At 70.8% G+C, this 19,959-nt stretch carries 25 protein-coding genes; 20 read left to right on the forward strand and 5 right to left on the reverse strand.

Annotated features, from left to right (window positions below; translation table 11 throughout):
- Positions 1-31: 31 nt before the first annotated feature.
- From ACQPXS_RS29160 to ACQPXS_RS29170, 3 genes are all read left to right on the forward strand, one after another.
- Complete coding sequence (locus tag ACQPXS_RS29160; protein WP_433452213.1) at positions 32-1,507, forward strand: GntP family permease; 1,476 nt, start codon at positions 32-34, stop codon at positions 1,505-1,507.
- A gap of 73 nt (positions 1,508-1,580) precedes the next feature.
- The gene (locus tag ACQPXS_RS29165; RefSeq protein ID WP_433452215.1) at positions 1,581-2,174 is read left to right on the forward strand and encodes a hypothetical protein; all 594 of its coding nucleotides are present in this window, start codon (positions 1,581-1,583) and stop codon (positions 2,172-2,174) included.
- Positions 2,171-2,599 (forward strand): DUF5959 family protein, encoded by a 429-nt coding sequence (locus tag ACQPXS_RS29170; protein WP_433452217.1) that lies wholly within the window; start codon positions 2,171-2,173, stop codon positions 2,597-2,599. The genes ACQPXS_RS29165 and ACQPXS_RS29170 overlap by 4 nt, the downstream gene beginning before the upstream one ends.
- Positions 2,600-2,603: 4 nt before the next feature.
- Here the strand turns inward: ACQPXS_RS29170 and ACQPXS_RS29175 are convergent, their stop codons facing one another.
- Together ACQPXS_RS29175 and ACQPXS_RS29180 are read right to left on the reverse strand one after the other, a co-directional pair.
- Positions 2,604-3,254 (reverse strand): CatB-related O-acetyltransferase, encoded by a 651-nt coding sequence (locus tag ACQPXS_RS29175; RefSeq protein ID WP_433452218.1) that lies wholly within the window; start codon positions 3,252-3,254, stop codon positions 2,604-2,606.
- Positions 3,255-3,405: 151 nt separating this feature from the next.
- Positions 3,406-5,127, reverse strand: coding sequence for a chitinase (locus ACQPXS_RS29180; protein WP_433452220.1), 1,722 nt, complete (start codon positions 5,125-5,127; stop codon positions 3,406-3,408).
- 331 nt (positions 5,128-5,458) lie between these two features.
- Here ACQPXS_RS29180 and ACQPXS_RS29185 point away from each other — a divergent pair, with 331 nt between their 5' ends.
- From ACQPXS_RS29185 to ACQPXS_RS29250, 14 genes are all read left to right on the forward strand, one after another.
- A complete protein-coding gene (locus ACQPXS_RS29185) occupies positions 5,459-6,319 on the forward strand; it encodes a hypothetical protein (RefSeq protein ID WP_433452221.1) in 861 nt (286 codons plus the stop codon).
- A 58-nt stretch (positions 6,320-6,377) separates the two neighbouring features.
- Positions 6,378-7,085 (forward strand): Flp pilus assembly protein CpaB, encoded by a 708-nt coding sequence (gene cpaB, locus ACQPXS_RS29190; protein ID WP_433452222.1) that lies wholly within the window; start codon positions 6,378-6,380, stop codon positions 7,083-7,085.
- 12 nt (positions 7,086-7,097) lie between these two features.
- Positions 7,098-8,336, forward strand: coding sequence for a P-loop NTPase (locus ACQPXS_RS29195; protein ID WP_433452224.1), 1,239 nt, complete (start codon positions 7,098-7,100; stop codon positions 8,334-8,336).
- Between the two features lie 7 nt (positions 8,337-8,343).
- Complete coding sequence (locus ACQPXS_RS29200; RefSeq protein WP_351799068.1) at positions 8,344-8,724, forward strand: TadE family protein; 381 nt, start codon at positions 8,344-8,346, stop codon at positions 8,722-8,724.
- A 1-nt stretch (position 8,725) separates the two neighbouring features.
- Positions 8,726-9,073: a TadE/TadG family type IV pilus assembly protein gene (locus ACQPXS_RS29205; protein WP_433452225.1), complete on the forward strand. Its 348-nt coding sequence runs from the start codon at positions 8,726-8,728 to the stop codon at positions 9,071-9,073.
- A 16-nt stretch (positions 9,074-9,089) separates the two neighbouring features.
- Positions 9,090-10,427 (forward strand): CpaF family protein, encoded by a 1,338-nt coding sequence (locus tag ACQPXS_RS29210; RefSeq protein ID WP_351799074.1) that lies wholly within the window; start codon positions 9,090-9,092, stop codon positions 10,425-10,427.
- 7 nt (positions 10,428-10,434) lie between these two features.
- A complete protein-coding gene (locus ACQPXS_RS29215; protein WP_433452227.1) occupies positions 10,435-11,379 on the forward strand; it encodes a type II secretion system F family protein in 945 nt (314 codons plus the stop codon).
- Positions 11,380-11,395: 16 nt separating this feature from the next.
- The gene (locus ACQPXS_RS29220) at positions 11,396-12,286 is read left to right on the forward strand and encodes a DUF5936 domain-containing protein (protein ID WP_351799079.1); all 891 of its coding nucleotides are present in this window, start codon (positions 11,396-11,398) and stop codon (positions 12,284-12,286) included.
- Between the two features lie 25 nt (positions 12,287-12,311).
- Complete coding sequence (locus tag ACQPXS_RS29225) at positions 12,312-13,709, forward strand: sensor histidine kinase (protein WP_433455996.1); 1,398 nt, start codon at positions 12,312-12,314, stop codon at positions 13,707-13,709.
- 11 nt (positions 13,710-13,720) lie between these two features.
- Positions 13,721-14,470: a response regulator gene (locus tag ACQPXS_RS29230; RefSeq protein ID WP_433452229.1), complete on the forward strand. Its 750-nt coding sequence runs from the start codon at positions 13,721-13,723 to the stop codon at positions 14,468-14,470.
- Positions 14,471-14,595: 125 nt separating this feature from the next.
- Positions 14,596-14,793, forward strand: coding sequence for a Flp family type IVb pilin (locus ACQPXS_RS29235; RefSeq protein WP_365321953.1), 198 nt, complete (start codon positions 14,596-14,598; stop codon positions 14,791-14,793).
- On the forward strand, positions 14,790-15,386 hold the full coding sequence (locus tag ACQPXS_RS29240) for a pilus assembly protein TadG-related protein (RefSeq protein WP_433455998.1): 597 nt from the start codon (positions 14,790-14,792) through the stop codon (positions 15,384-15,386). The genes ACQPXS_RS29235 and ACQPXS_RS29240 overlap by 4 nt, the downstream gene beginning before the upstream one ends.
- Before the next feature lie 34 nt (positions 15,387-15,420).
- The gene (locus ACQPXS_RS29245) at positions 15,421-16,002 is read left to right on the forward strand and encodes a hypothetical protein (protein WP_433452230.1); all 582 of its coding nucleotides are present in this window, start codon (positions 15,421-15,423) and stop codon (positions 16,000-16,002) included.
- Positions 16,003-16,009: 7 nt separating this feature from the next.
- Positions 16,010-16,624 (forward strand): OmpA family protein, encoded by a 615-nt coding sequence (locus tag ACQPXS_RS29250; protein WP_433452231.1) that lies wholly within the window; start codon positions 16,010-16,012, stop codon positions 16,622-16,624.
- A gap of 30 nt (positions 16,625-16,654) precedes the next feature.
- Here ACQPXS_RS29250 and ACQPXS_RS29255 read toward each other — a convergent pair whose 3' ends face one another.
- Together ACQPXS_RS29255 and ACQPXS_RS29260 are read right to left on the reverse strand one after the other, a co-directional pair.
- Positions 16,655-17,068: a DUF3224 domain-containing protein gene (locus ACQPXS_RS29255; protein ID WP_433452233.1), complete on the reverse strand. Its 414-nt coding sequence runs from the start codon at positions 17,066-17,068 to the stop codon at positions 16,655-16,657.
- A 34-nt stretch (positions 17,069-17,102) separates the two neighbouring features.
- Positions 17,103-17,498 carry a DUF192 domain-containing protein gene (locus ACQPXS_RS29260; protein WP_433452235.1) on the reverse strand — a complete coding sequence of 132 codons (396 nt, stop codon included), beginning with the start codon at positions 17,496-17,498 and terminating at the stop codon, positions 17,103-17,105.
- Between the two features lie 92 nt (positions 17,499-17,590).
- Here ACQPXS_RS29260 and ACQPXS_RS29265 point away from each other — a divergent pair, with 92 nt between their 5' ends.
- From ACQPXS_RS29265 to ACQPXS_RS29275, 3 genes are all read left to right on the forward strand, one after another.
- Positions 17,591-18,463: an LLM class flavin-dependent oxidoreductase gene (locus tag ACQPXS_RS29265; protein WP_433452236.1), complete on the forward strand. Its 873-nt coding sequence runs from the start codon at positions 17,591-17,593 to the stop codon at positions 18,461-18,463.
- A 45-nt stretch (positions 18,464-18,508) separates the two neighbouring features.
- Positions 18,509-19,000 carry a GNAT family N-acetyltransferase gene (locus ACQPXS_RS29270; protein WP_433452238.1) on the forward strand — a complete coding sequence of 164 codons (492 nt, stop codon included), beginning with the start codon at positions 18,509-18,511 and terminating at the stop codon, positions 18,998-19,000.
- A 239-nt stretch (positions 19,001-19,239) separates the two neighbouring features.
- Entirely contained in the window at positions 19,240-19,431 is a 192-nt protein-coding gene (locus tag ACQPXS_RS29275) for a hypothetical protein (protein ID WP_351799100.1), read from the forward strand.
- Here the strand turns inward: ACQPXS_RS29275 and ACQPXS_RS29280 are convergent.
- Entirely contained in the window at positions 19,428-19,922 is a 495-nt protein-coding gene (locus ACQPXS_RS29280; protein ID WP_365321970.1) for a DinB family protein, read from the reverse strand. The two genes, ACQPXS_RS29275 and ACQPXS_RS29280, sit on opposite strands and share 4 nt — an antisense overlap.
- Between the last annotated feature and the right edge of the window lie 37 nt (positions 19,923-19,959).

Consider the following 19,959-nt stretch of genomic DNA (forward strand, 5'->3'; position numbering starts at 1 on the left):
AGCACCATGTACTTATGCAGAGGACCCCCGTATGTCCCTCCCCCTGGCTGCCACAGCCCCCGCCGCCCCACCCCACACCGGAGGCCTGCTCCTCCTCCTCGACGGCACCCCCGGCCTCCTCACCGTCGCAGGCCTCGGCATAGCCCTGCTGCTGTTCCTGATCATCAAGGTCCGGCTGCAGCCCTTCGTGGCCCTTCTGGCCGTCTCCATAACCGTGGGCCTGCTGGCCGGCCTGTCGGTCACCGAACTCTTCGGCACGGTCCAGCGTTCCGACGCCGTCTCCACCATCGAGTCCGGCATGGGCGGCATCCTCGGCCACGTCGCGATCATCATCGGCCTCGGCACGATGCTCGGCGCGATCCTGGAGGTCAGCGGCGGCGCGGAGGTCCTCGCGGGCCGCCTGCTGGGCCTGTTCGGCGAACGCCGAGCGCCCCTGGCGATGGGCCTGACGGGCCTGATCTTCGGCATCCCCGTCTTCTTCGACGTGGGCATCTTCGTCCTGGCCCCGCTCGTCTACGCGGCGGCCAGGCGCGGCGGCAAGTCGATCCTCCTGTACTGCCTGCCCCTGCTGGCCGGCCTCTCCATGACCCACGCCTTCCTGCCGCCGCACCCCGGCCCGGTCGCCGCCGCGGGCCTCCTGCACGTCCAGCTCGGCTGGGTCATCCTCATGGGCATCGTCTGCGGCATCCCGGCCGTACTGGCCGCCTGGGCGTACTCCGCCTGGATCGGCAAGCGCATCTTCGTCGCCGTACCGCAGGACATGGTCGAGGCGGCGGAGGAGGCGAAGCAGGCGGTCGTGGCCGAACAGCGCGCCCAGGGCGTGGAGCCGCAGGAGAGGCCCGTACCGCTCGGCACGGTTCTGGGCATCATCGGCACGCCCCTGATCCTGATCCTCGCCGCGACGTTCTCCTCGATCGCCCTGGACCCCTCTCCCACGCGCTCGGTCCTGGAGTTCTTCGGCAGCCCGTTCGTGGCCCTGAGCCTGGCCCTGCTGCTCGCGTACTACCTGCTGGGGATCCGGCGTGGCTGGTCCCGCAAGTCCCTGGAGGCGGTGTCGACTTTCTCGCTCAAGCCGGTCGGCAACATCCTGCTGGTGGTCGGCGCGGGCGGGATCTTCGGCGCTGTGCTGAAGGCGAGCGGGGTGGCCCAGGCCCTGTCGGACACCTTCAACGGCGTAGGTCTGCCGGTGATCGTGCTGTCGTATCTCATCTCCCTGGTCCTGCGGGTGGCCCAGGGCTCGGCGACGGTGGCGATCGTGACGACGGCGGGCATCGTGGCGCCCCTGCTCTCGGAGGGCCACCACTCCCAGGCCTTCGTGGCCCTGGTCATCATGGCCATCTCGGCTGGCTCCATCTTCGCCTCGCACGTCAACGACGGCGGCTTCTGGATGGTGGCCAAGTACTTCGGCATCAGCGAACGGGACACGCTGCGCACGTGGACGGTCCTGGAGTCGGTGCTGTCGGTGGCGGGGTTCGCGGTGGCGGCGGCGGTGAGCATGTTCGTGTGAACGTGACGTGAGTGAAACCGGGGATGGGCGGGCTGACTGGTTCCGGCACAGGTAAGTCGTCCATACTGCCGCCGTGGAGCAGCGCATAGGAGCGAGCAGCAAGCCGTCCGAGGCCGAGCCGTTGAAGGTCGAGCCCGTGACGGGCGCCGGTTTCGACCCGGCGTTCATCCCCGGAATCACGGGCCCGGCACCGGCCAGGTCGGAGGAGCCGGCGGGCGCGGAGCCGGAGTCGGTGGAGCCGGAGGACGCGACGGGGCCTGAGGCCGCCGGGGCGTCCGAGGCGTCCGAGGTGACCCAGGTGACCGAGGAAGCCGCGGCGTCTGCGGACGACGGCGGCCCGGACGACGGTCCGGACGGCGGCCCGGTCTTCGAGGCCTCCGACCGGCGGGCGAAGATCGTGGCCGACCGCAAGGGCGTCCGTCTCCGGCTGGACGAGGAGTCCTGCGAGTTCCGCTGGGACGAGATCGCGGCGGTCGAGACGGAGTCCCCCCGCTTCGGCAAGCGCTACACGATCACCGTCCACACCCCGGACCGCCGCTGGTACCCGATCGAGATCGAGGCGGCGGCCCGGGCGCGCTTCAAGGAGTGGGACGAGCAGCTGGACGCGGTACTGGACGCGTACTTCGAGGACGCCGAGGACTCCAAGGACGCCAAGGACGCCGAGTGACCGAAGCCGGTCCGGGCCCGGTGGACCTGGTCCGTCTGGAGGACGCGGACGGCAGCTTGTGCGTCGTGCGCGTGACCGGCCCGTCCCAACCCGTCGGTGAGACCCTCAGGGCCGACGTGTTGCTCTCCACGAGCTTTCTCGACGCACGCCTGGACGTCCACCTCTTCCCGCAGGATCTCGACGACTGGCAGGGCGGCTTGATCGAGCTGGCGCCGGGGCGTGACCTCAGCATCGGGAACGAGCGCGGACTGACGCTCATGCTGCACATGTTCGAGGACCGCTCCCTGGCCGTGACGGTCCACGACCCCGACCGCCTCACCGCGATGTTCGGCATCGATCCGGAGGAGAACTGGATCGACGACCATCACGAGCGGGTGAACCAGGTCAGACGGAGCTGGTGGGAGGGGTCTCCTTCAGGGCGTTGACGACTCAACCGCGGGGGACGTCCCGGGCGGCGGCCTCCAGGTCGTCGATGGTGCCCGACATGATCGTTCGCACGTGCTCGGTGATGTGTTCCGCCGGCCAGTCCCACCAGGCCACCGCCAGCAGGCGGGCGATGTCCCGGTCGTCGTAGCGGGTGCGGATGAGGCGGGCCGGGTTGCCGCCGACGATGCCGTAGTCGGGTACGTCGGTGGTGACCACCGCGCCAGTGGCGATGATCGCGCCGTGGCCGATCCGTGCGCCGGGCATCACCGTGGCGCCGTGGCCGAACCAGACGTCGTTGCCGACGACGGTGTCCCCGCGGTTGGGCAGGCCGGTGAGCAGGTCGAAGTGGTCGGCCCAGGAACCGCCCATGGTGGGGAAGGGAAAGGTCGAGGGGCCGTCCATGCGGTGGTTGGCGCCGTTCATGATGAACCGCACCCCCGTGCCCAGCGCGCAGAACTTGCCGATGATCAGCTTCTCGGGGCCGTAGTGGTAGAGCACGTTGCGGGTCTCGAACGCGGTCGGGTCGTCCGGGTCGTCGTAGTAGGAGTACTCGCCGACCTCGATCAGCGGGGACCTGACCAGCGGTTTGAGCAGCACCACCCGCGGCTGCTCGGGCATGGGGTGGAGGACCGTCGGGTCGGCGGGTACGGGCATGGCGGGCGCTTCCTCAACGGTCGTGAGTGACGGTGACCGGTCCATGATCGCCGCAACCCGGTGTCCGGGGCACTGGATTGTCGCCTGTGTGCATGTGCGACGACGCCCGGGCCGCTGCGGGCCCGGGCGTCGTCACCATGTGGAACCCGTGTCACGGCAGCGCGTGCACGTGCGCTCCCACCGCGTTCGACCACGCGTTCCCCGCCGAAGCGTCCCAGTTCGTCGACCAGGTCATCGCGCCCCGGAGGTCGGGATAGGTCTTGGACGGCTTGAAGGTGCCGCAGTTGGTGCCGGCCGTCAGGCAGTCAAGGGCGTTGTTCACCACCGTGGGTGATACGTAGCCGCTGCCCGCCGCGCTGGTCGAGGCCGGGAGGCCGAGGCCCACCTGGGAGGGGGAGAGGCCGCCCTGGAGCTGGATGCAGGCGAGGGCGGTGAGGAAGTCCACCGAGCCCTGGCTGTAGACCTTGCCGTCGCAGCCCAGCATGGAACCGCTGTTGTAGTACTGCATGTTGACGACCGTGAGGATGTCCTTCACGTTGAGCGCGGTCTGGAAGTACGCGTTCGACGTCGACTGCATGTCGATCGTCTGCGGGGCCATCGTGATGATCAGGGACGAGCCCGCCTTCGCGGACAGGGCGCGCAGCGCCTGGGTCATGTACGTCGCGTTGAGGCCGTTCTCCAGGTCGATGTCCACGCCGTCGAAGCCGTACGTCTGCATCAGCGAGTAGACCGAGTTCGCGAAGTTCGTCGCCGACGCCGAGTCGCTCACCGACACCGTGCCGTTCTGGCCGCCGATCGAGACGATGACCTTCTTGCCCGCCGCCTGCTTGGCCTTGATGTCCGCCTTGAACTGGTCCACCGTGTAGCCGCCGAGGCCGGAGGAGTCCAGGTTGAAGGTCACCGCTCCGGGCGTCGAGGTGGCGTCCGCGAAGGCCACCGCGATGATGTCGTAGGAGGAGGGGACGTCGGAGAGCTTCTGGACCCTCGCGCCGTTGTTGAAGTTCTGCCAGTAGCCGGTCACCGCGTGCCTGGGCAGCGCACCCCCACCACCCCCGCCGCCGGTCGCGGCCGTCGTGGCCGTCACCGGCGCCGACTTGGCCGACTCGCCCGCCGTGTTCGTCGCCGTCACCTGGAAGGTGTACGACGTGGCGGCGGTCAGGCCGGTCACGGTCGCCGACGTTCCCGTCACCGCCGTCACCTTCGTGCCGTCGCGGTAGACGTTGTAGCCCGTCGCGCCCGACACCGGGGACCAGGACAGCGAGACGGAGGAGGACGTCGTACCGGAGACCGTCACGCCGGTGGGAGCCGCCGGGACCGTCGGGGTCGGGTCGCCGCCTCCGCCGCCGTCGGGGCCGTAGACCGAGACGTCGTCGGCGTAGTAGGGCGCCTGGCCGTACCAGCCGTGCGTGTAGATCGTGACGGATGTCGTGGACGGGCCCGTGGTGAAGGTCGTGGACAGTTGCTTCCAGGCGGAGGTGTCCGGCGTCCATGTGGACACGTCCGTCGTGCCGGTGCCCGTCACGCCCAGGTAGGAGTAGCCGCCCTGCACCCATGCGCTCAGCGTGTACGTCGAGTTGGCCTTGACCGCGACCGTCTGGGTGCACTGGGCGTTGTCCTGGCCGGCCGGGGTCGCCTTCAGCGCCGAGGTGCCGGAGTGCACCGGTGAGGAGACGGTCGTGCCGCTGGCCGCCGTGCACGTCCAGTTGGACAGGCCCGACTCGAAACCGGCGTTCTTGACGTTGTTGACGTCCGCCGCGGAGGCCGGGCCGGCGGCTGCGGTGAGGCCCGCCACGGAGAGGGCCAGTGCCGTGGCGGCGGACCACAGGGTGATTCGCCGTCCGCGAGGTCTGGGTATGCCTGGTGCATGGTCCACTGGGGCCTCCGGTGGGGAAGAGGAGTCGGAGAAGGGGGAGCCGTGGCGGGCAGGGAGGGGAAGAGATGGGGTGGCCGCCGTCGCGCATACAAGTTGGTCCAGACCAATCGGGGTGTCAAGAGGTCCAGACCAAATCGGCTTCCGGATCGCCACTCAAGCTGTCCGTATTTGGCCGGAGTTGTGAACAGAGAGTTCCACGCGAGCTTCACAAACGCTGTTCTCCGGTCATCCGGCCGTGGTTACAGTGCTCACGTAGTCACGCAGTGAAGTCGTCCCGGCGCACGGGAGTTACCTCTGTGGGCCGACGGGTGTGAAGAGCGGGGAGCTGCGCGTGCCAACTGCCATCGCCGTGACCAGTGCCGACATGGCACTGCCGGCGCAGGACGAACGGACCATGCCCGCCGTCGTGCTCGCAGGCCTCGACCAGCGGCCCCTGGAGCAGGCGCTCACCGAACTCCACGCCCTGACCGAGCAGTACGGATACGTGGTCGTCGTGTGCTCGACCGCCACCTCGGAATCCGTCGTACGACGGCTGCACACCCTGCGCTCGCTGCTGGAGAGCGATCGCATCGCCCTCTTCCGGCCGGAGCTGCCCCCGCTGGGCATCGCCGTTCTCGCCCGCCAGCTGCGGCAGCTCGCCTCCTGCGATCTGAGCCCCGGCGTGCTCGCCTCCGCCGGGCGGCTGCTCACCCACTACATCCACGCCGGGGCCGTGCTCGGCTCGGTCGCCAAGCTGGACCGGGTGCCGGTCGGGCTGAAGGCGCACGCCAAGTCCTGGGTTCCCGGCAGCCAGTTCGCCGTGCTCGCGCATCCCGAACCCCAGCTCGTGCGGATAGGGCCCGGCGTCACGCTCAAGGGGCCCGAGTTCAGCACCTGGATGCTCGTCGCCAAGGGGCAGACACAGAGTGACTGGGTCGCCGGGCTCGCGGGGCAGTGGAGCGTGCACGGCCTGCGCGAGGTCCCGCTGCCCGCCGAGTCCCCGGTGTGGTGGGGCACGGGCCGCATGACCGAGTTCTGCAGCCACCTCGCCGATCTGTCCGTTCTGTACCAGCTGGTCACGTCGGTACGGCAGACCGTCTGCCACTGGTGCGGACTGGACGTCATCGGCGACCGCTGCGTCTTCTGCTCCGCCACCCCGCCCGCCTACGAACCCGCCGCGCCCCGCGCCCTGGAACGGCGCACGCCCGCCTGACCCGACCAGCAAGTCCGCATCCCGCTCGACCGATTCCCCCAATGAGGTTGCACGGTTCATGAACTCCCGTCAGCGCCGCGGCGTGATACTCCTGATCCTGTCGGTCCTGTGCGCTCTCGGCGCGTTCGCCGGCGTGCTCTCCGTCGTCCGCAACGTCGATTCCAAGGTCGGCCCGGAGGTCACCGCCTACCGGGTGCGGTCCGACGTGAAGCCGTACACCACCCTGGACGCCGGGCAGTTCGAGAAGATCGAGATGCCCAGGCGGTGGCTGTCCGGCAACGCGGTCACGGATCTGCGGCAGATCCAGGGCAAGATCGCGGTCACCACCCTGCGCAAGGGCTCGCTGCTCCAGACCGACATGATCGTCGACCAGCCCGCCCTCCAGCCCGGACAGCAGGAGGTCGCCATCATGATCGACGCGGCGACCGGCGTGGCGGGGAAGATCACCCCCGGATCGCACGTCAACGTGTACGCCACCTTCGCCGGAAAGAAGGAAGGCGACCCGGACCAGTCGAAGATCATCGTCACCGATGCCCGGGTCCTCGACGTCGGCCAGATCACCGCCCTCGACCCGGACCAGAGCAAGAACCAGCAGCAGCCCAGTGAGGCCGTCCCCATCACCTTCGCGCTGTCCACCCTCGACGCCCAGCGCATCACCTACGCCGAGTCCTTCGCCCAACGCGTCCGGCTCGCGCTGGTGGCGCCCGGCAGCGAGACCAGCGTCCCCGACAAGGACCGCACCTACGAACTCGCGACGGACAAGTGAGAGGCGGCCCGCATGCCTACCAGGATCCTCCCGGCGGGAGCCGACCCGGACGCCGTACGCTCCCTCACCACCCTGCTCAGCCAGCTTCCGGACGCCGAACCACAGCCGCCGGCCGGCGACTCGACCCAGCTCGTCGACACCCTCGCCCGCCTCGCCGCCGAGTCCGTGGACGAACTGCCCGAGGTCGTGGTCGTCCACGAGCGGATCGGCCCGGTACCGGCCCTGGAGCTGATCCGCGAGGTCGCGCTGCGCTTCCCCGCCGTCGGCGTCATCCTCGTGACCACCGACGCCGGCCCCGGCCTGTTCTCCGCCGCCATGGACTCCGGCGCCCGCGGCCTGGTCGCGCTCCCGCTGTCGTACGAGGAACTCGCCAGCCGGGTCCAGGCCGTCGCCCAGTGGTCGACGGGGGTACGGCGTCATCTCGGCCACGGGTCCGACGTGTTCGGCGGAGTCGGCGGCACGGTCGTCACGGTCAGCGGCGCCAAGGGCGGCGTGGGCGCCACCCTGGCGGCGATCCAGCTGGCCCTCGCCGCGCAGGCCTCCGGGCGGCCGACGGCTCTGCTCGACCTGGATCTGCAGACCGGGGACGTCGCCTCCTACCTGGACATCCAGTTCCGGCGGTCCGTGGTCGACCTCGCCGCCATCACCGACATCTCCCCCCGCGTCCTCGCCGACGCCGTCTTCCGCCACGACACCGGGCTCGCCCTGCTCCTCGCGCCCGGCGAGGGCGAACGCGGCGAGGAGGTCACCGACCGCGTCGCCCGCCAGATCGTCAGCGCCCTGCGCTCGCGCTACGAGGTGGTCGTCGTCGACTGCGGCGCGCAGCTGAGCGGGGCGGGTGCGGCGGTGGTGGAGATGGCCGACACCGCGCTGCTGCTCACCACGCCGGACGTCATCGCCGTCCGCGCCGCCAAGCGGACCGTACGGATGTGGGACCGGCTGCAGATCCGCAAGGCCGAGGAGACGACCGTGGTCGTCAACCGGCACACGCGCAGCACGGAGATCCAGCCCGCGCTCGTGCAGCGCATCACCGGGACGGCGCTGGCGCGTACGGCCATTCCCGCCAACTTCAAGGAACTTCAGGCCGTTGTCGACGCCGGGCGGGTGCACGAGCTGGACAACAGGAGTTCCGTGAAGCAGGCCTTGTGGGGGCTCGCGGGGGAGCTGGGGCTCGTGCGGGCCACCGAGGGGACCGCGGCCCATCGGGGGAGCGGGCGCGGTCCGGGTGGGTTCCGGCGGCGGAAGGAGTGAGCGCTCCATGAGGAGGCCGGGTGGCGATCGGGGGCAGGTGAGCATCGAGTTCCTCGGGATGACGCCGCTGATCATTCTGACCTTGGTGCTCGTGTGGCAGGCCGTGCTCGTGGGGTACACCTTCACGCTCGCCGGGAATGCTGCGGACGAGGCGGTGCGGGCCGGGACGGCTGCGCCGCGAGGGGAACGGTCCGGGGTCTGCCGGCAGGCGGCACTGAAGCATCTGTCGGGGGCGTGGCAAGGGGGTGCCGAGGTGAGCGGGTGCGACCAGACCGGCTATGTGAGCGTGGACGTGAGGCTCAGGGTTCCCGTCCTCTTCCCCGGGCTCATCGACTTCCCGGCCCACGTGACCGGTCACGCCGGCGCCGTCGAGGAGGTGAAGCGCTGAGATGTCGTACCGGCGCGGACGGCGGGACAGGGGCCAAGTCGCCATCGAGTACCTCGGTTTCCTTCCGGTCCTCCTGATCGTGGCCATGGCCGGCATCCAGATCGGGGCCGTCGCCTACGCCGCCGAGCAGGCCGGTACGGCGGCCAGGGCGGGGGCCCGGGCCGCGTCCCTGGAGCAGGACCCGCAGCAGGCCTGCGTCCAGGCGGTCAGCGGCGGGCTCACCGTGTCGTGCGGCAGGTCAGGCGGTGGTGCGGGCTCGGTCACCGTCACCGCCACGGTGAGGATCCCGAAGATCATCTGGGACTTCGGCAACGCCACCAAGTCCGCCACCATGCCGCTCGACCACTAAGCGAGGAGGTGCCGACATGAGCCTGCGGGCACGCATCAGCACTCCGGAGGAGCACGGCAGCCGGGGCGAGGACGGGCATCTGGTCGCCTCCTACCGGGCCAAGCTGCTGGAGGAGATCGACCTCGCGGAGATGAGCTCGCTCGCGGCGGCCGAGCGCCGGGCCCGCCTCGAGCGGGTGCTCGGGCACATCATCAGCCGCGAGGGCCCGGTGCTGTCGACCGTGGAGCGCTCACAGCTGATCCGCCGGGTCGTGGACGAGGCGCTGGGCCTCGGCATCCTGGAACCGTTGCTGGAGGACGCGTCGATCACCGAGATCATGGTGAACGGACCCGACGCGATCTTCGTGGAACGCGGCGGCCGCGTCGAGCAGTTGCCGCTCCGGTTCGTCTCCGCCGACCAGCTGATGCAGACCATCGAGCGGATCGTGTCCACGGTCAACCGCCGGGTGGACGAGTCCAACCCGATGGTGGACGCCCGGCTGCCCTCCGGCGAGCGCGTCAACGTCATCATCCCGCCGCTCTCCCTGACCGGCCCGATCCTCACCATCCGCCGCTTCCCGCGCTCCTTCACCCTCCAGGAGCTGATCTCCTTCGGCTCGCTGGACGAACACATGGTGTACCTGCTGGCCGGGCTGGTGCAGGCGAAGTTCAACATCATCGTCTCCGGCGCCACGGGCACCGGGAAGACGACCCTGTTGAACGCGCTGTCGGGTCTGATCCCGTCCCACGAGCGCATCATCACCATCGAGGACTCCGCCGAGCTCCAGCTGCAGCAGACGCATGTGGTCCGGCTGGAGGCGCGGCCGCCGAACGTCGAGGGCAAGGGCCAGGTCACCATCCGCGACCTGGTCCGCAACTCGCTGCGCATGCGCCCGGACCGGATCGTGGTCGGTGAGGTCCGTGGCGGCGAGTCCCTCGACATGCTCCAGGCGATGTCGACGGGCCACGACGGATCGCTGGCGACGGTGCACGCCAACAGCGCCGAGGACGCGCTCACCCGGCTGCAGACCCTCGCCTCCATGTCCGACGTCGAGGTGCCCTTCGCAGCCCTGCACGACCAGATCAACAGCGCGGTCGACGTCATCGTCCAGCTCACCCGGTTCGCCGACGGCGCCCGCCGGATCACCGAGATCGCGCTCCTCGACAGCCATGGCGGGGAGCCGTACCGGATCGCCACCGTGGCCCGGTTCGACGCCCAGCCCATGACCCCCGACGGCCGCGTGTACGGCAGCTTCCGGTACTTCCCGCTGCCGCGCCGCAGCGCGGACCGCCTCTACATGGCGAGCCAGCCCGTCCCGCAGGCCTTCGGAGTCGCCCACTCCGTGGACCAGCTCGCCACCCGAGAAGCCAGGTAGGCCCCCCATGGAACTCCACACCCTCGTCCAGCTCACCACCGGCGTGACGCTGCTGACCTGCGTCCTGGCGGTGGCCGGCGTCCACGCCTACGCCTCGGGCCGGGCCCAGCGCGCGGCCCTCGTGGACCGGCTCACCCACACCGGCCCGGTCCCGGCGGCCGGCCGCAGGCGCCGCTTCCGCGACCTGGACCGGCGGTTGCGCCGCACCCGCCTCGGCCGCCGGCTGGAACTGCGCCTGGCGGCGACCGGACTGGACGTCACCCCGGGTGAGTTCTTCGTCTACATGCTCGCCACGGTCGCCGCGCTGTGGCTGATCGGCCAGGCCACCCTGGCCCCCTTCTTCGGGCCGCTCGCCGGCCTCCTCGGCGTCTGGGCGGCGGTGCAGTTCCTCAACTGGCAGCGGCAGAAACGCATCGAGCGCTTCATCAACCAACTCCCCGAACTCGCCCGCATCCTGGCCAACGCCACCCAGGCCGGCCTCGCCCTGCGCACCGCGATCGGCATGGCGGCGGAGGAGCTGGAGGCCCCGGCGGGCGAGGAACTGGCCAAGGTCGCCGACCAGTTGGCCATCGGCCACTCCCTCGACGACGCGCTGGGCGAACTGGCGGACCGCCTGCCGTCCCGGGAGCTGGTCGTCCTCGTCACGACCCTCATCCTGTCCAACCGGGCGGGAGGCCAGGTGGTGTCGGCCCTGCGCAACCTGACCGAGACCCTGGAGGAACGCAAGGAGACCCGGCGTGAGATCCGCACCCAGCTCTCCCAGGTGACCATGACGTCGTACGCCGTCCCCGTCCTCGGCGTCGGCGCGCTCTTCCTCATGAACGCCGTCAAGGACGGCGCGCTGGCCCGCATGACCGGCTCACCCGTCGGCCAGGCCTGCGTGCTCATCGCCTTCGCCATGTACGCCGTCGGATTCGTCCTCATCCGGCGCCTGAGCCGGATCGACGTGTGAGGAGGCGGCCGGTCCGATGGTTGGATTTCTGCTCGCCCTGCTGATGGGGCTCGGCGTCTGGGGCGCCTTCGCCGGCATCCGGATGTACCGCGCGGACGCGAAACTCCCCGGTGACCTGGCGCTGGCCCTGGAGGTCGGTGCCACCCGCACCGGCGCGGTCGGCTCGGTCATCGACCGGATGGGCATGCGCTACGCCCCCGCCGTGCTGCGCCTGATGGGCCCACGCCTGGTGGCCAGGTACCGCCGCAAGATCGACCTCGCGGGCAACCCCGGCGGCCTGACCATCGACCGCTACGCGGCCCGGCGGGCGGTCTACGGCGCGCTCGGTGCGGTGGGCTGCCTGGTCTTCCTCCTGCGCGGCCAGTGGTTCGTGGCCGTACTGCTGCTGCTCTTCGGCGCGTTCTGGACGGAGGTCGGCATCTGGTCGGCGATCCGGGTCCGCAAGGACGTCATCGAGCGCACGCTGCCGGACTTCCTGGACGTGCTGGCGGTGGTGGTCAGCGCCGGGCTCGGCTTCCGCCAGGCCCTGGACCGCGTGGCCTCCCGCTACGAGGGCCCGTGGGCCGACGAACTGCGCATCACCCTGCGCCAGATGGACCTCGGCATGAGCCGCCGCCAGGCCTTCGCGGAACTGAGGCGGAGGAACGACTCCGAACAGGTGGCGATGTTCGTGACGGCACTGCAGCAGGGGGAGGAACTGGGCGCCCCGATCGTGGACACGCTGGTCTCCCTGGCGAAGGACATGCGCCGCACGGACGCCCAGAACGCCCGCCGCAAGGCCGCCCGCGCGGTGCCCAAGGCCACGCTGATGATCACCACGTTCATGGTTCCGGCCACGATGCTGCTGCTGGGCGCCGGCCTGCTCCTCGGCTCCGGCGTGGACTTCGGCTCGCTCACGGGGAAGTGAGGCGGACGTGACGGTGGCCGGTTCGATGGGGCGCGGGGGAGGAGTGTTCTCCGGGGGCGGCAGCCGGGTGCGCGGAGCCATCGGCTGGTTGGTACGCCGGCGGAGGGCTACCGCCGGTACGGATCCCGCCACCGCCGAACCCTCGGAGAAGATCCAGATCCGCGCGCTGCAGGCGATGTGCCGGCAGGTCTTCGGATTCCGGCTGGCCATGATCGCCGTGGCGGCCCCCGCCGCGCTGCTCAACGCGGCCCCCGGCCTGGGCGTCCGCCTGGTCGGCGCGGCCGTGGTCGTGACGTTCATGGTGTCGTACGTCCTGTTCCGCGACTGGGAGCGCTTCGGCCCGCTCCTCCTGCGCCACCCCAGCCTCCTCGCCGCCGACACACTCTTCGGCTCGTTCCTCCTGGTCTCGGCCGGCCCGGACACCACCCTCGCCTACGTCAGCGTCTGCACGCCGCTCCTGGCCGGCCTGGTCTACAGCTGGCGGGGCGCGGCCTGCTTCGCCTCCCTCCAGTCCCTGATCCTGCTGCTGGTCCACGCCACCCTGAAGGCCGACCGCCACGCACCGATCGCCGAGGCCCTCCTCCTGCCCGGCCTGTGCGTCATCGCCGGCGCGATGGGCTCGACCCTGCGCAACCTGATGCTCCGCTTCGGCGCCGCGACCCACGCCCTGACGACGGTCCAGGCGCGCCTCGCGGCGGCGGAGGCGGTGAGCGCGGAACGTGCCCGGCTCGCCCGCGAGATGCACGACTCCGTGGCCAAGACCCTGTACGGCGTGGCCCTCGCGGCGGACGGCCTGGCGGCGACGGCCTCGGCCGGCGACCCCGACCCCGACCGCATCCGGCAACAGGCGGAACTGGTCTCCCGCTCGGCGCGCAGGGCGGCGGCGGAGTCGAGGGACCTGCTGACGGACCTGCGCACACAACAGCCGGACCCGCCCGCCGGGCGCGGAACGTCGATGTGGCGCGAACTGCCGGACCTGACGAGCGACTTCACAGCGCGCACGGGCCTGCCGGTCACCTGCTCCTGGCCGCTCCACGACAGCGGCGGTCCGGACACCGGCCCCGCCCGCCTCCCCGAGCTTCCCGCCCCCACGAGCCGCCACCTCCTGTCCATCACCACGGAAGCGCTGGAGAACGCCTACCGCCATGCGCGTGCGACCCGGGTGGAGGTGGGGGCGGCCGTGCACGGAGACCTGCTGCGCCTCACGATCCGCGACGACGGCCGGGGCCTGCCGCCCGGCACCACGCTCGAACGGCTCCGTGACTCCGGCCACTTCGGCCTGCTCGGCATGGTGGAGCGGGCCGCGCAGGTGGGCGCCCGGATCCGCATCGGCCGGGGCGGCCACGAGCGCGGTACGGAGGTGCGCGTGGAACTTCCCCTGTCGTCCCCGAACGGCTCCGACCCCGCATCCCGGGAACCCTGAGAGGAGGCGCCATGCAGCACAGTGACCCCTGGCCGAAGGCCCCCACGCCGACGCCGCCGTTGCGGCTGTTGGTGGCCGACGACAACCCCGTGGTCCGGGCGGGCCTGACGGCGCTGCTCTCGGGCCGCGAGGACACCACGGTGGTGGCGGAGGCGACGGACGGCAGAGAGGCCTACGAGGCGGCCGTACGACACCGCCCGGACGTCATCCTCCTCGACGTCCGGATGCCCGGGGTCGACGGAATCTCGGCGTTGCCGCACCTGGTGCGGCTGGCGCCGGTCATGATGCTCACCTACAGCCACGAGACGGAGACCGTGCGGGAGGCCTTGCGGCTGGGGGCGGGGGGATATCTGGTGCACGGCGAGTTCACGACGGAGCAGTTGCTGCGCGCGGTGCGGGATGTCCGGGAGGGGCGGCCGCATGTGACCCCGGGTGCGGCGAAGGCATTGCTGACGGAGCTTCAGGCAAGTGCACCTGCACACACGGAACGCGAAGCCCCGGAATTTTTAAGGAAAAACACACCCGAAGTTCTTTCGCAACTGCAATCCTCTATGGGACAGTCGTTCCGTTCGCGTTTCCGGCTGAGCACGAGGGAGGCGGAGATCATGGACCTCATCGCGTCCGGCATGACCAACCAGCAGATCGCCGCCGCGTGCTTCATCTCCGAGAAGACGGTCAAGAACCACATCAACCGCATCTTCCCCAAACTCCAGAGCACCACCCGCTCCCAGGCGGCCGCGAAGTGGTTGGGGGTGGCTTGAGGTGGGGATGCGGGGGAGAGAGCGGGGCGGGCAATGGGCCTGGAGTTGGGTCCTGGGGCCCTTTGGCAACAGGAGCGTCGGGCCGTACGGTGCCCGGACCGGAGGCGAAGTCGGAGGGGGCAACCGTGAGCAAATGGTTCAACACCACCGTCGCGTATCTGCAGGCCCGTGTTGCTCGCAGCGACAGGGGGCAGACCGCGGTGGAGTACCTCGGCATCATCGCGGTGGTGGTGGCGATCGTCCTGGCGATCACCGGCACGAGCATCGGCCAGTCGATCTACGACGCGATCACGAACAAGATCGCCGAGGTCACCGGGGGCTGATTCCTCCACGCCGCGACGCAGGGCAGGCCTTCCCCATCTACATCACGGTGGTGGCAGGCCTGCTCTTTCTTGCGTTGGCCTACCTCGCTGTCGGCCAGGCGTCGGTGAATCGCAGCGGGGCTCAGACGGCGGCCGACGCGGCAGCGCTCGCGGCGGCCCAGAACGAGCGTGACCAACTCACTGCCCAGTGGGTGAAGGCGCTGCCCGATCCCGCGAAGTGGCGGGACATCTTCGAGGGCAGGGTGGCGTTCGCCGAACTCGAGCCGTGCCGGCGGGCCGGTCAACTCGCCGCGCAGAACGATGCCGTGCTGAATGGCTGCTTTCCGCCAGGGTTGCGGAAGTACCGGGTCGACGTGCAGACCAGCAAGTCCGTCGGCCGGTCTGTCGTGCCCGGGTCGGAGAAGTACCGGTCGACGGCTTCCGCCACCGCCGAGATCGAGCCTCTCTGTTCCTTCACAGCCCCCGCCGAGCGTGCCAACGGCGATGCGCTGCCCGAACTCACCTGCGGGGGCAAGGTCTGGCATCTGAAACCGGACGACACAACCGGGCTGCCCAAACCCGAAGACCTCTTCGACGTCCACCTGGCCGACTGACGAGCGAACGATCAACGACGAAGGAAGCGGAGCGATGAGCATTCGGTTCACTGCGAAGGCCCGCAGGGGGATGGTCGCATTGACCGTTGCGGCTGGTCTGGCCGTCGGTGTGGCCGGGTGCGGCGGAGGTGCCGGCGACGACAAGAAGCCGCACAGTTCCGCGTCCGCTTCCCAAGGCGGCAACGCCGGCCCGAGCGCCCAGGAAGGGCAATCGGACCAACCGCTGGCAGAGTTGAAGGGCTCGGACGGCCTACTCCTGCAGATCACCTCGGCCCAGCGCGATACGGGCGGATTCGTCACGGTCAACGGCACATTGAAGAACGACGGGGCCCAGACCGTGGTGATCCCCTCCGCACTGAGCGGCAACGAAACCGAGATCATCAAGAACGGCAGATCTCTGGGCGGGGCCACGCTGGTCGATCCGCAGGGCAAGAAGCGGTACTACGTGCTGCGCGACACCGAAGGCCGCCCGCTGACGACCACCGGCTTCTCCACGCTCAAGGCAGGCTCCACCTTGGCCGTCTTCATGCAGTTCCCGGCCCCTCCCGCGAACACGACCGGCGTGGAGTTCCAGCTGCCGACCTTCTCCTCCGCCACCATCAAGATCTCCGGGTGAGGCCGAAGTGACCACCACCCGTCTCGCCCTCACCCTCACCGCCGCCACCCTCCTCCTCGCGGCCACGCCGGCCCGAGCCGACGACACCGACCCCAGTCAGCCGCCGGACACCGCGCCCTCCGCCAGTGCCCCGGTGAAGATCGACCCCACCGATCCCGACCTGAAGCTCCCCGAGGGGGCCACCCTCGCCGCGCCCAAGGTGCTCGACATCAAGTCGGTCGTGGAGGACCAGAGCGGGGACGAGCGGCGCGAGGACACCAACGCCGACGTCACGTTCGCTCTGCAAGCCGAGGTCCTCTTCAGCAAGGACAGCGCGAAACTCAGCGAGGAGTCGAAGGGCCGGATCGCGACCATCGCCGAGGAGATCAAGAAGCAGAACGCGACCCGGGTCCGTGTCTTCGGCTTCACGGACAACCTCGGTTCGTCCGCCCACGGCGACGTCCTGTCCAGGCAGCGGGCCAACGCCGTACAGGCCGTCCTGGACCAGGACCTGAACGACCCGAACGTCGTCTTCGAGGTCCGCGGCTACGGCGAGCAGTACCCGATCGCCGACAACTCCACCGAGGAGGGAAGGCGGAAGAACCGACGCGTCGAGGTGTCCTTCCCCCGTACCCAGGAGTGACCCAGGGGCAATCCGACACGCGAAGTCCGGCTACTCACCCACCTCGTACTCGAACCAGACCCGATGGGTGCCGTCCGCGTCGATCCGCAGGCCGCCCGCCCCTCGGATCCCGGCCAGTGCCCCCGTCCCGCTCCCCGGCACGATCACGAAGAACTCGGCCTCTCTGCCCTCTCCGAGGGTCGTCGCCGAGTGGGCGAAGTTGAAGCTGCCGCTCAGCCCGCCGAGACGTCCCTCGAACGACTCCATGGCGACATACGTACCGGTCCCACTGGACTGGTCGTACGCCGCGGTGAACAGCGTCTGCGACACCCCGGCGACCTCGCCCCCGTACCGCTTCCGCATCGTGGCCACCCCGACCGGCACCGCCGTGCCGACCACCGGCTCCGGCAGCCGCACCTCCGCCGGAACGAACTCCTCGACCTCGAACGTCCCTGAAGTCCTCATGACGCGATGCTAGGACGCACCACTGACAACGCCCTCAAACCGAGCCGCCCGCACCGCCTTCGACGTCCGCCCTCAACCGCACCCCCACCCGCACCCCCCACCCCGCCATCGCCCCCGCCTCCGCCTCCAGTACGTGCCGGGCCCGCAGCCGGGGCAGCCCGAGGCGGCCCGGCGGCATCGTGCGGACGGCGAGGACGGTCAGGTGGCGGTCCAGGTAGGCGACGTCGATCGGGATGCGCATGCCGAAGGTGTGCACCCCGCTCGCCGGTGACAGCAGCATCGCCCCGTCGATCGAGTCCCGGCCCAGCAGGCCCTTCGTCCGGGCCCGGTAAGAGGCCGAGATCTCCAGCGGAAGGACCAACGGGTCCTCCGTTCGCTCACCCCGGGGCACGATCAGCCTTCCGGCCCCGTCCCGCCATCGTCTGCCCATGTCCGTCCCCTCCCGTGGTCTGTCGGTGTCGCCAACTCTCCACCGGACAAAACCACTTGTCACCCCACGTCCTCCCCACTAGGAAGAGGTCCATGACTGGACTCGGTGTCGTCTTCCGCCCCCAGCTTCCGCCCGAGCGACTGCGGGCGGTGGCCCGCGCGGCGGACGAAGCAGGCCTTGAGGAACTGTGGCTGTGGGAGGACTGTTTCCGCGAGGGCGGGATGACGACCGCCGCCGCGGCGCTCGCCTGGACCGAGCGGGTGCGGGTCGGCGTCGGGCTGCTGCCCGTGCCGCTCAGGAACGTGGCGCTGACCGCGATGGAGGCCGCCTCCCTGCACCGGATGTTCCCGGGGCGGGCCACCGTCGTCGTCGGGCATGGCGTACAGGACTGGATGGGGCAGGTCGGCTCCCGTGCCGCCTCCCCGCTCACCCTCCTCGGCGAGCACCTCGACGCCCTGCGCGCCCTGTTCCGCGGTGAACGGCTCACCGTGCGGGGCCGGTACGTCTCCCTGGACGACGTCGCCCTCGACTGGCCGCCGGAGCGGGCGGTGCCCGTCCTCGCCGGCGCCACCGGGCCGCGCACCCTGCGCCTGTGCGGTGCCAAGGCCGACGGCACCCTCCTGACCGCCGCCACCTCCCCGGACGGCGTACGCCAGGCCCGGCAGCTCATCGAGGAGGGACAGAAGGAGGCGGGGCGCGGCGAGCATCACCCGGTCGTCGTCTACCTGCTCGCCGCCACGGGCCCGGACGCCGATGCCCGGCTGCGGGCGGAACTCGCCGACGAGGGGCTGGCGTCGGCCACGGACATCGGCGTCGCCGGTGACGCGGCGGCCGTGGCCGCGGCCGTACGGCGGCTGGCCGAGGCCGGTGCCGACACCGTCGTGCTGCAGCCGACCGGGGACGAGCCCGAACCGGAGGGGTTCGTGCGGTTCGCCGCCGAGGAGGTCCGGCCCCTGCTGGGCTGACGCGACGGAGAGGCGTTGTCAGTGGCGGCTGCCACACTGCCCGGCATGAGCGACGAACGTGACGAGCACAGCGAAGTGAGCCTTCGGGGCGTCACGGACGACGACCTGTTCGTCTTCCTCGCCTATGAGCACGACCCGGAAGCCGTCCGGCGGTCGAGATTCACTCCCCGGCCGCGGGACGCCTTCCTGCGGCACTGGCGGGAGCGTGTGCTCGGCGATCCGGACTGCCTCGTGCGGACGGTCACGGTGGGCGGTGCGACCGCCGGGAGCGTCGTCTCCTGGACGGAGGGCGAGCGGCGGTTCGTCGGGTATTGGCTCGGGCGGCCGTACTGGGGGCGTGGCGTCGGCACGCGCGCCCTCGGCCTCTTCCTGGAGCTGGAGCGCGTACGGCCGCTGTACGCCGACCCCTTCGGCGGCAACACCGCCTCCGTCCGGCTGCTGGAGAGACACGGCTTCGAACGGGCCGGCATGGTCCGGCACGGCGACGACGAGCACATCCTCCTCGTGCTCGGGGGGACGACCGGCGGGGGCCGCTGATGGCGCACCTTCCCGGTGCCGCCCCCGCCTCCCTCCCCGCGCCCTGGCAACTGCCCTTCGAGCTGGCCTGGGAGGCCCTGCGGGCCGGAAGCCGGCCCGTCGGCGCGCTGCTGCACAACAGGCAGGGCTCGAGGGTGGTGTGCAGCCGGTGGCCGGGGTGGCGGGGACCGGCCGGGAGCTGGGCGAGGGCGTTGATCTCGGCGTGCGCGAGGCCGGTGCCGGCCGGCTGACCGTGCGGGGTGTCCGTCTCCCGGCCGCCGGCCCGGTTCGGCGGGCTGCTCGTGCGGCTGTGGGAGGTGCGGTACGGACCGCAGCGGTCGCCGGAGGGCGCGGGCGCGCGGGAGGCCCGGCGTCTGCTGGACGCCGGGGTGCTCACCGCGCCGACCGCCGAGGCGGCCTACGCCCTCATCGCCCCGTCCCTGGTCGGCTAGCGCCGGTCCGCCGGCGGGTGGTCGCCGGTGGCGCCGTCGATCAGCTCCCGCAGGATGTCCATGTGGCCGGCGTGCCGCGCGGTCTCCTCCACCATGTGGACCAGCGTCCAGCGCAGGCTCACGGTGATGTCCCGCCAGGCCGGGCTGCCGGTGGTGTCCAGCGGCAGGCCGGTGATCACGGCGTCGGCGGCGGCGCGGGCGCGGCCGTAGAAGGCGACGATCCGCTCGGTCGTCTCCTCGGGGGTGACCCGCATGTCGTCGTGCGGGTCGAACCACAGGGGCTCGGGCTCGCCGCCGAACGTCTCCACGAACCAGCCGTACTCGACGCAGGCCAGATGTTTCACCAGACCCAGCAGGTTGGTGCCGGACGGTGTCATCGGCCGGCGCAGCTGTTCGTCGTCCAGGCCGTCCAGCTTCCACAGCACGGCGTCCCGGTGCCGGTTCAGGCTCGCGTGCAGGGTCTGCTTCTCTCCGGCGGAGTAAGTCGTCATGCGGGCGGAAATTAGCAGGCCGCGCCGACAACAGCCT

The organism is Streptomyces sp. CA-142005, from assembly GCF_050942335.1.
Lineage (GTDB): Bacteria > Actinomycetota > Actinomycetes > Streptomycetales > Streptomycetaceae > Streptomyces.

Coding starts and splice junctions, on each gene's coding strand:
- ACQPXS_RS29160 (WP_433452213.1), top strand. CDS start 32: ATGTCCCTCCCCCTGGCTGCCACAGCCCCCGCCGCCCCACCCCACACC.
- ACQPXS_RS29175 (WP_433452218.1), bottom strand. CDS start 3,254: ATGCCCGTACCCGCCGACCCGACGGTCCTCCACCCCATGCCCGAGCAG.
- cpaB (WP_433452222.1), top strand. CDS start 6,378: ATGAACTCCCGTCAGCGCCGCGGCGTGATACTCCTGATCCTGTCGGTC.
- ACQPXS_RS29195 (WP_433452224.1), top strand. CDS start 7,098: ATGCCTACCAGGATCCTCCCGGCGGGAGCCGACCCGGACGCCGTACGC.
- ACQPXS_RS29200 (WP_351799068.1), top strand. CDS start 8,344: ATGAGGAGGCCGGGTGGCGATCGGGGGCAGGTGAGCATCGAGTTCCTC.
- ACQPXS_RS29205 (WP_433452225.1), top strand. CDS start 8,726: ATGTCGTACCGGCGCGGACGGCGGGACAGGGGCCAAGTCGCCATCGAG.
- ACQPXS_RS29210 (WP_351799074.1), top strand. CDS start 9,090: ATGAGCCTGCGGGCACGCATCAGCACTCCGGAGGAGCACGGCAGCCGG.
- ACQPXS_RS29215 (WP_433452227.1), top strand. CDS start 10,435: ATGGAACTCCACACCCTCGTCCAGCTCACCACCGGCGTGACGCTGCTG.
- ACQPXS_RS29220 (WP_351799079.1), top strand. CDS start 11,396: ATGGTTGGATTTCTGCTCGCCCTGCTGATGGGGCTCGGCGTCTGGGGC.
- ACQPXS_RS29225 (WP_433455996.1), top strand. CDS start 12,312: ATGGGGCGCGGGGGAGGAGTGTTCTCCGGGGGCGGCAGCCGGGTGCGC.
- ACQPXS_RS29230 (WP_433452229.1), top strand. CDS start 13,721: ATGCAGCACAGTGACCCCTGGCCGAAGGCCCCCACGCCGACGCCGCCG.
- ACQPXS_RS29245 (WP_433452230.1), top strand. CDS start 15,421: ATGAGCATTCGGTTCACTGCGAAGGCCCGCAGGGGGATGGTCGCATTG.
- ACQPXS_RS29255 (WP_433452233.1), bottom strand. CDS start 17,068: ATGAGGACTTCAGGGACGTTCGAGGTCGAGGAGTTCGTTCCGGCGGAG.
- ACQPXS_RS29260 (WP_433452235.1), bottom strand. CDS start 17,498: ATGGGCAGACGATGGCGGGACGGGGCCGGAAGGCTGATCGTGCCCCGG.
- ACQPXS_RS29265 (WP_433452236.1), top strand. CDS start 17,591: ATGACTGGACTCGGTGTCGTCTTCCGCCCCCAGCTTCCGCCCGAGCGA.
- ACQPXS_RS29270 (WP_433452238.1), top strand. CDS start 18,509: ATGAGCGACGAACGTGACGAGCACAGCGAAGTGAGCCTTCGGGGCGTC.
- ACQPXS_RS29280 (WP_365321970.1), bottom strand. CDS start 19,922: ATGACGACTTACTCCGCCGGAGAGAAGCAGACCCTGCACGCGAGCCTG.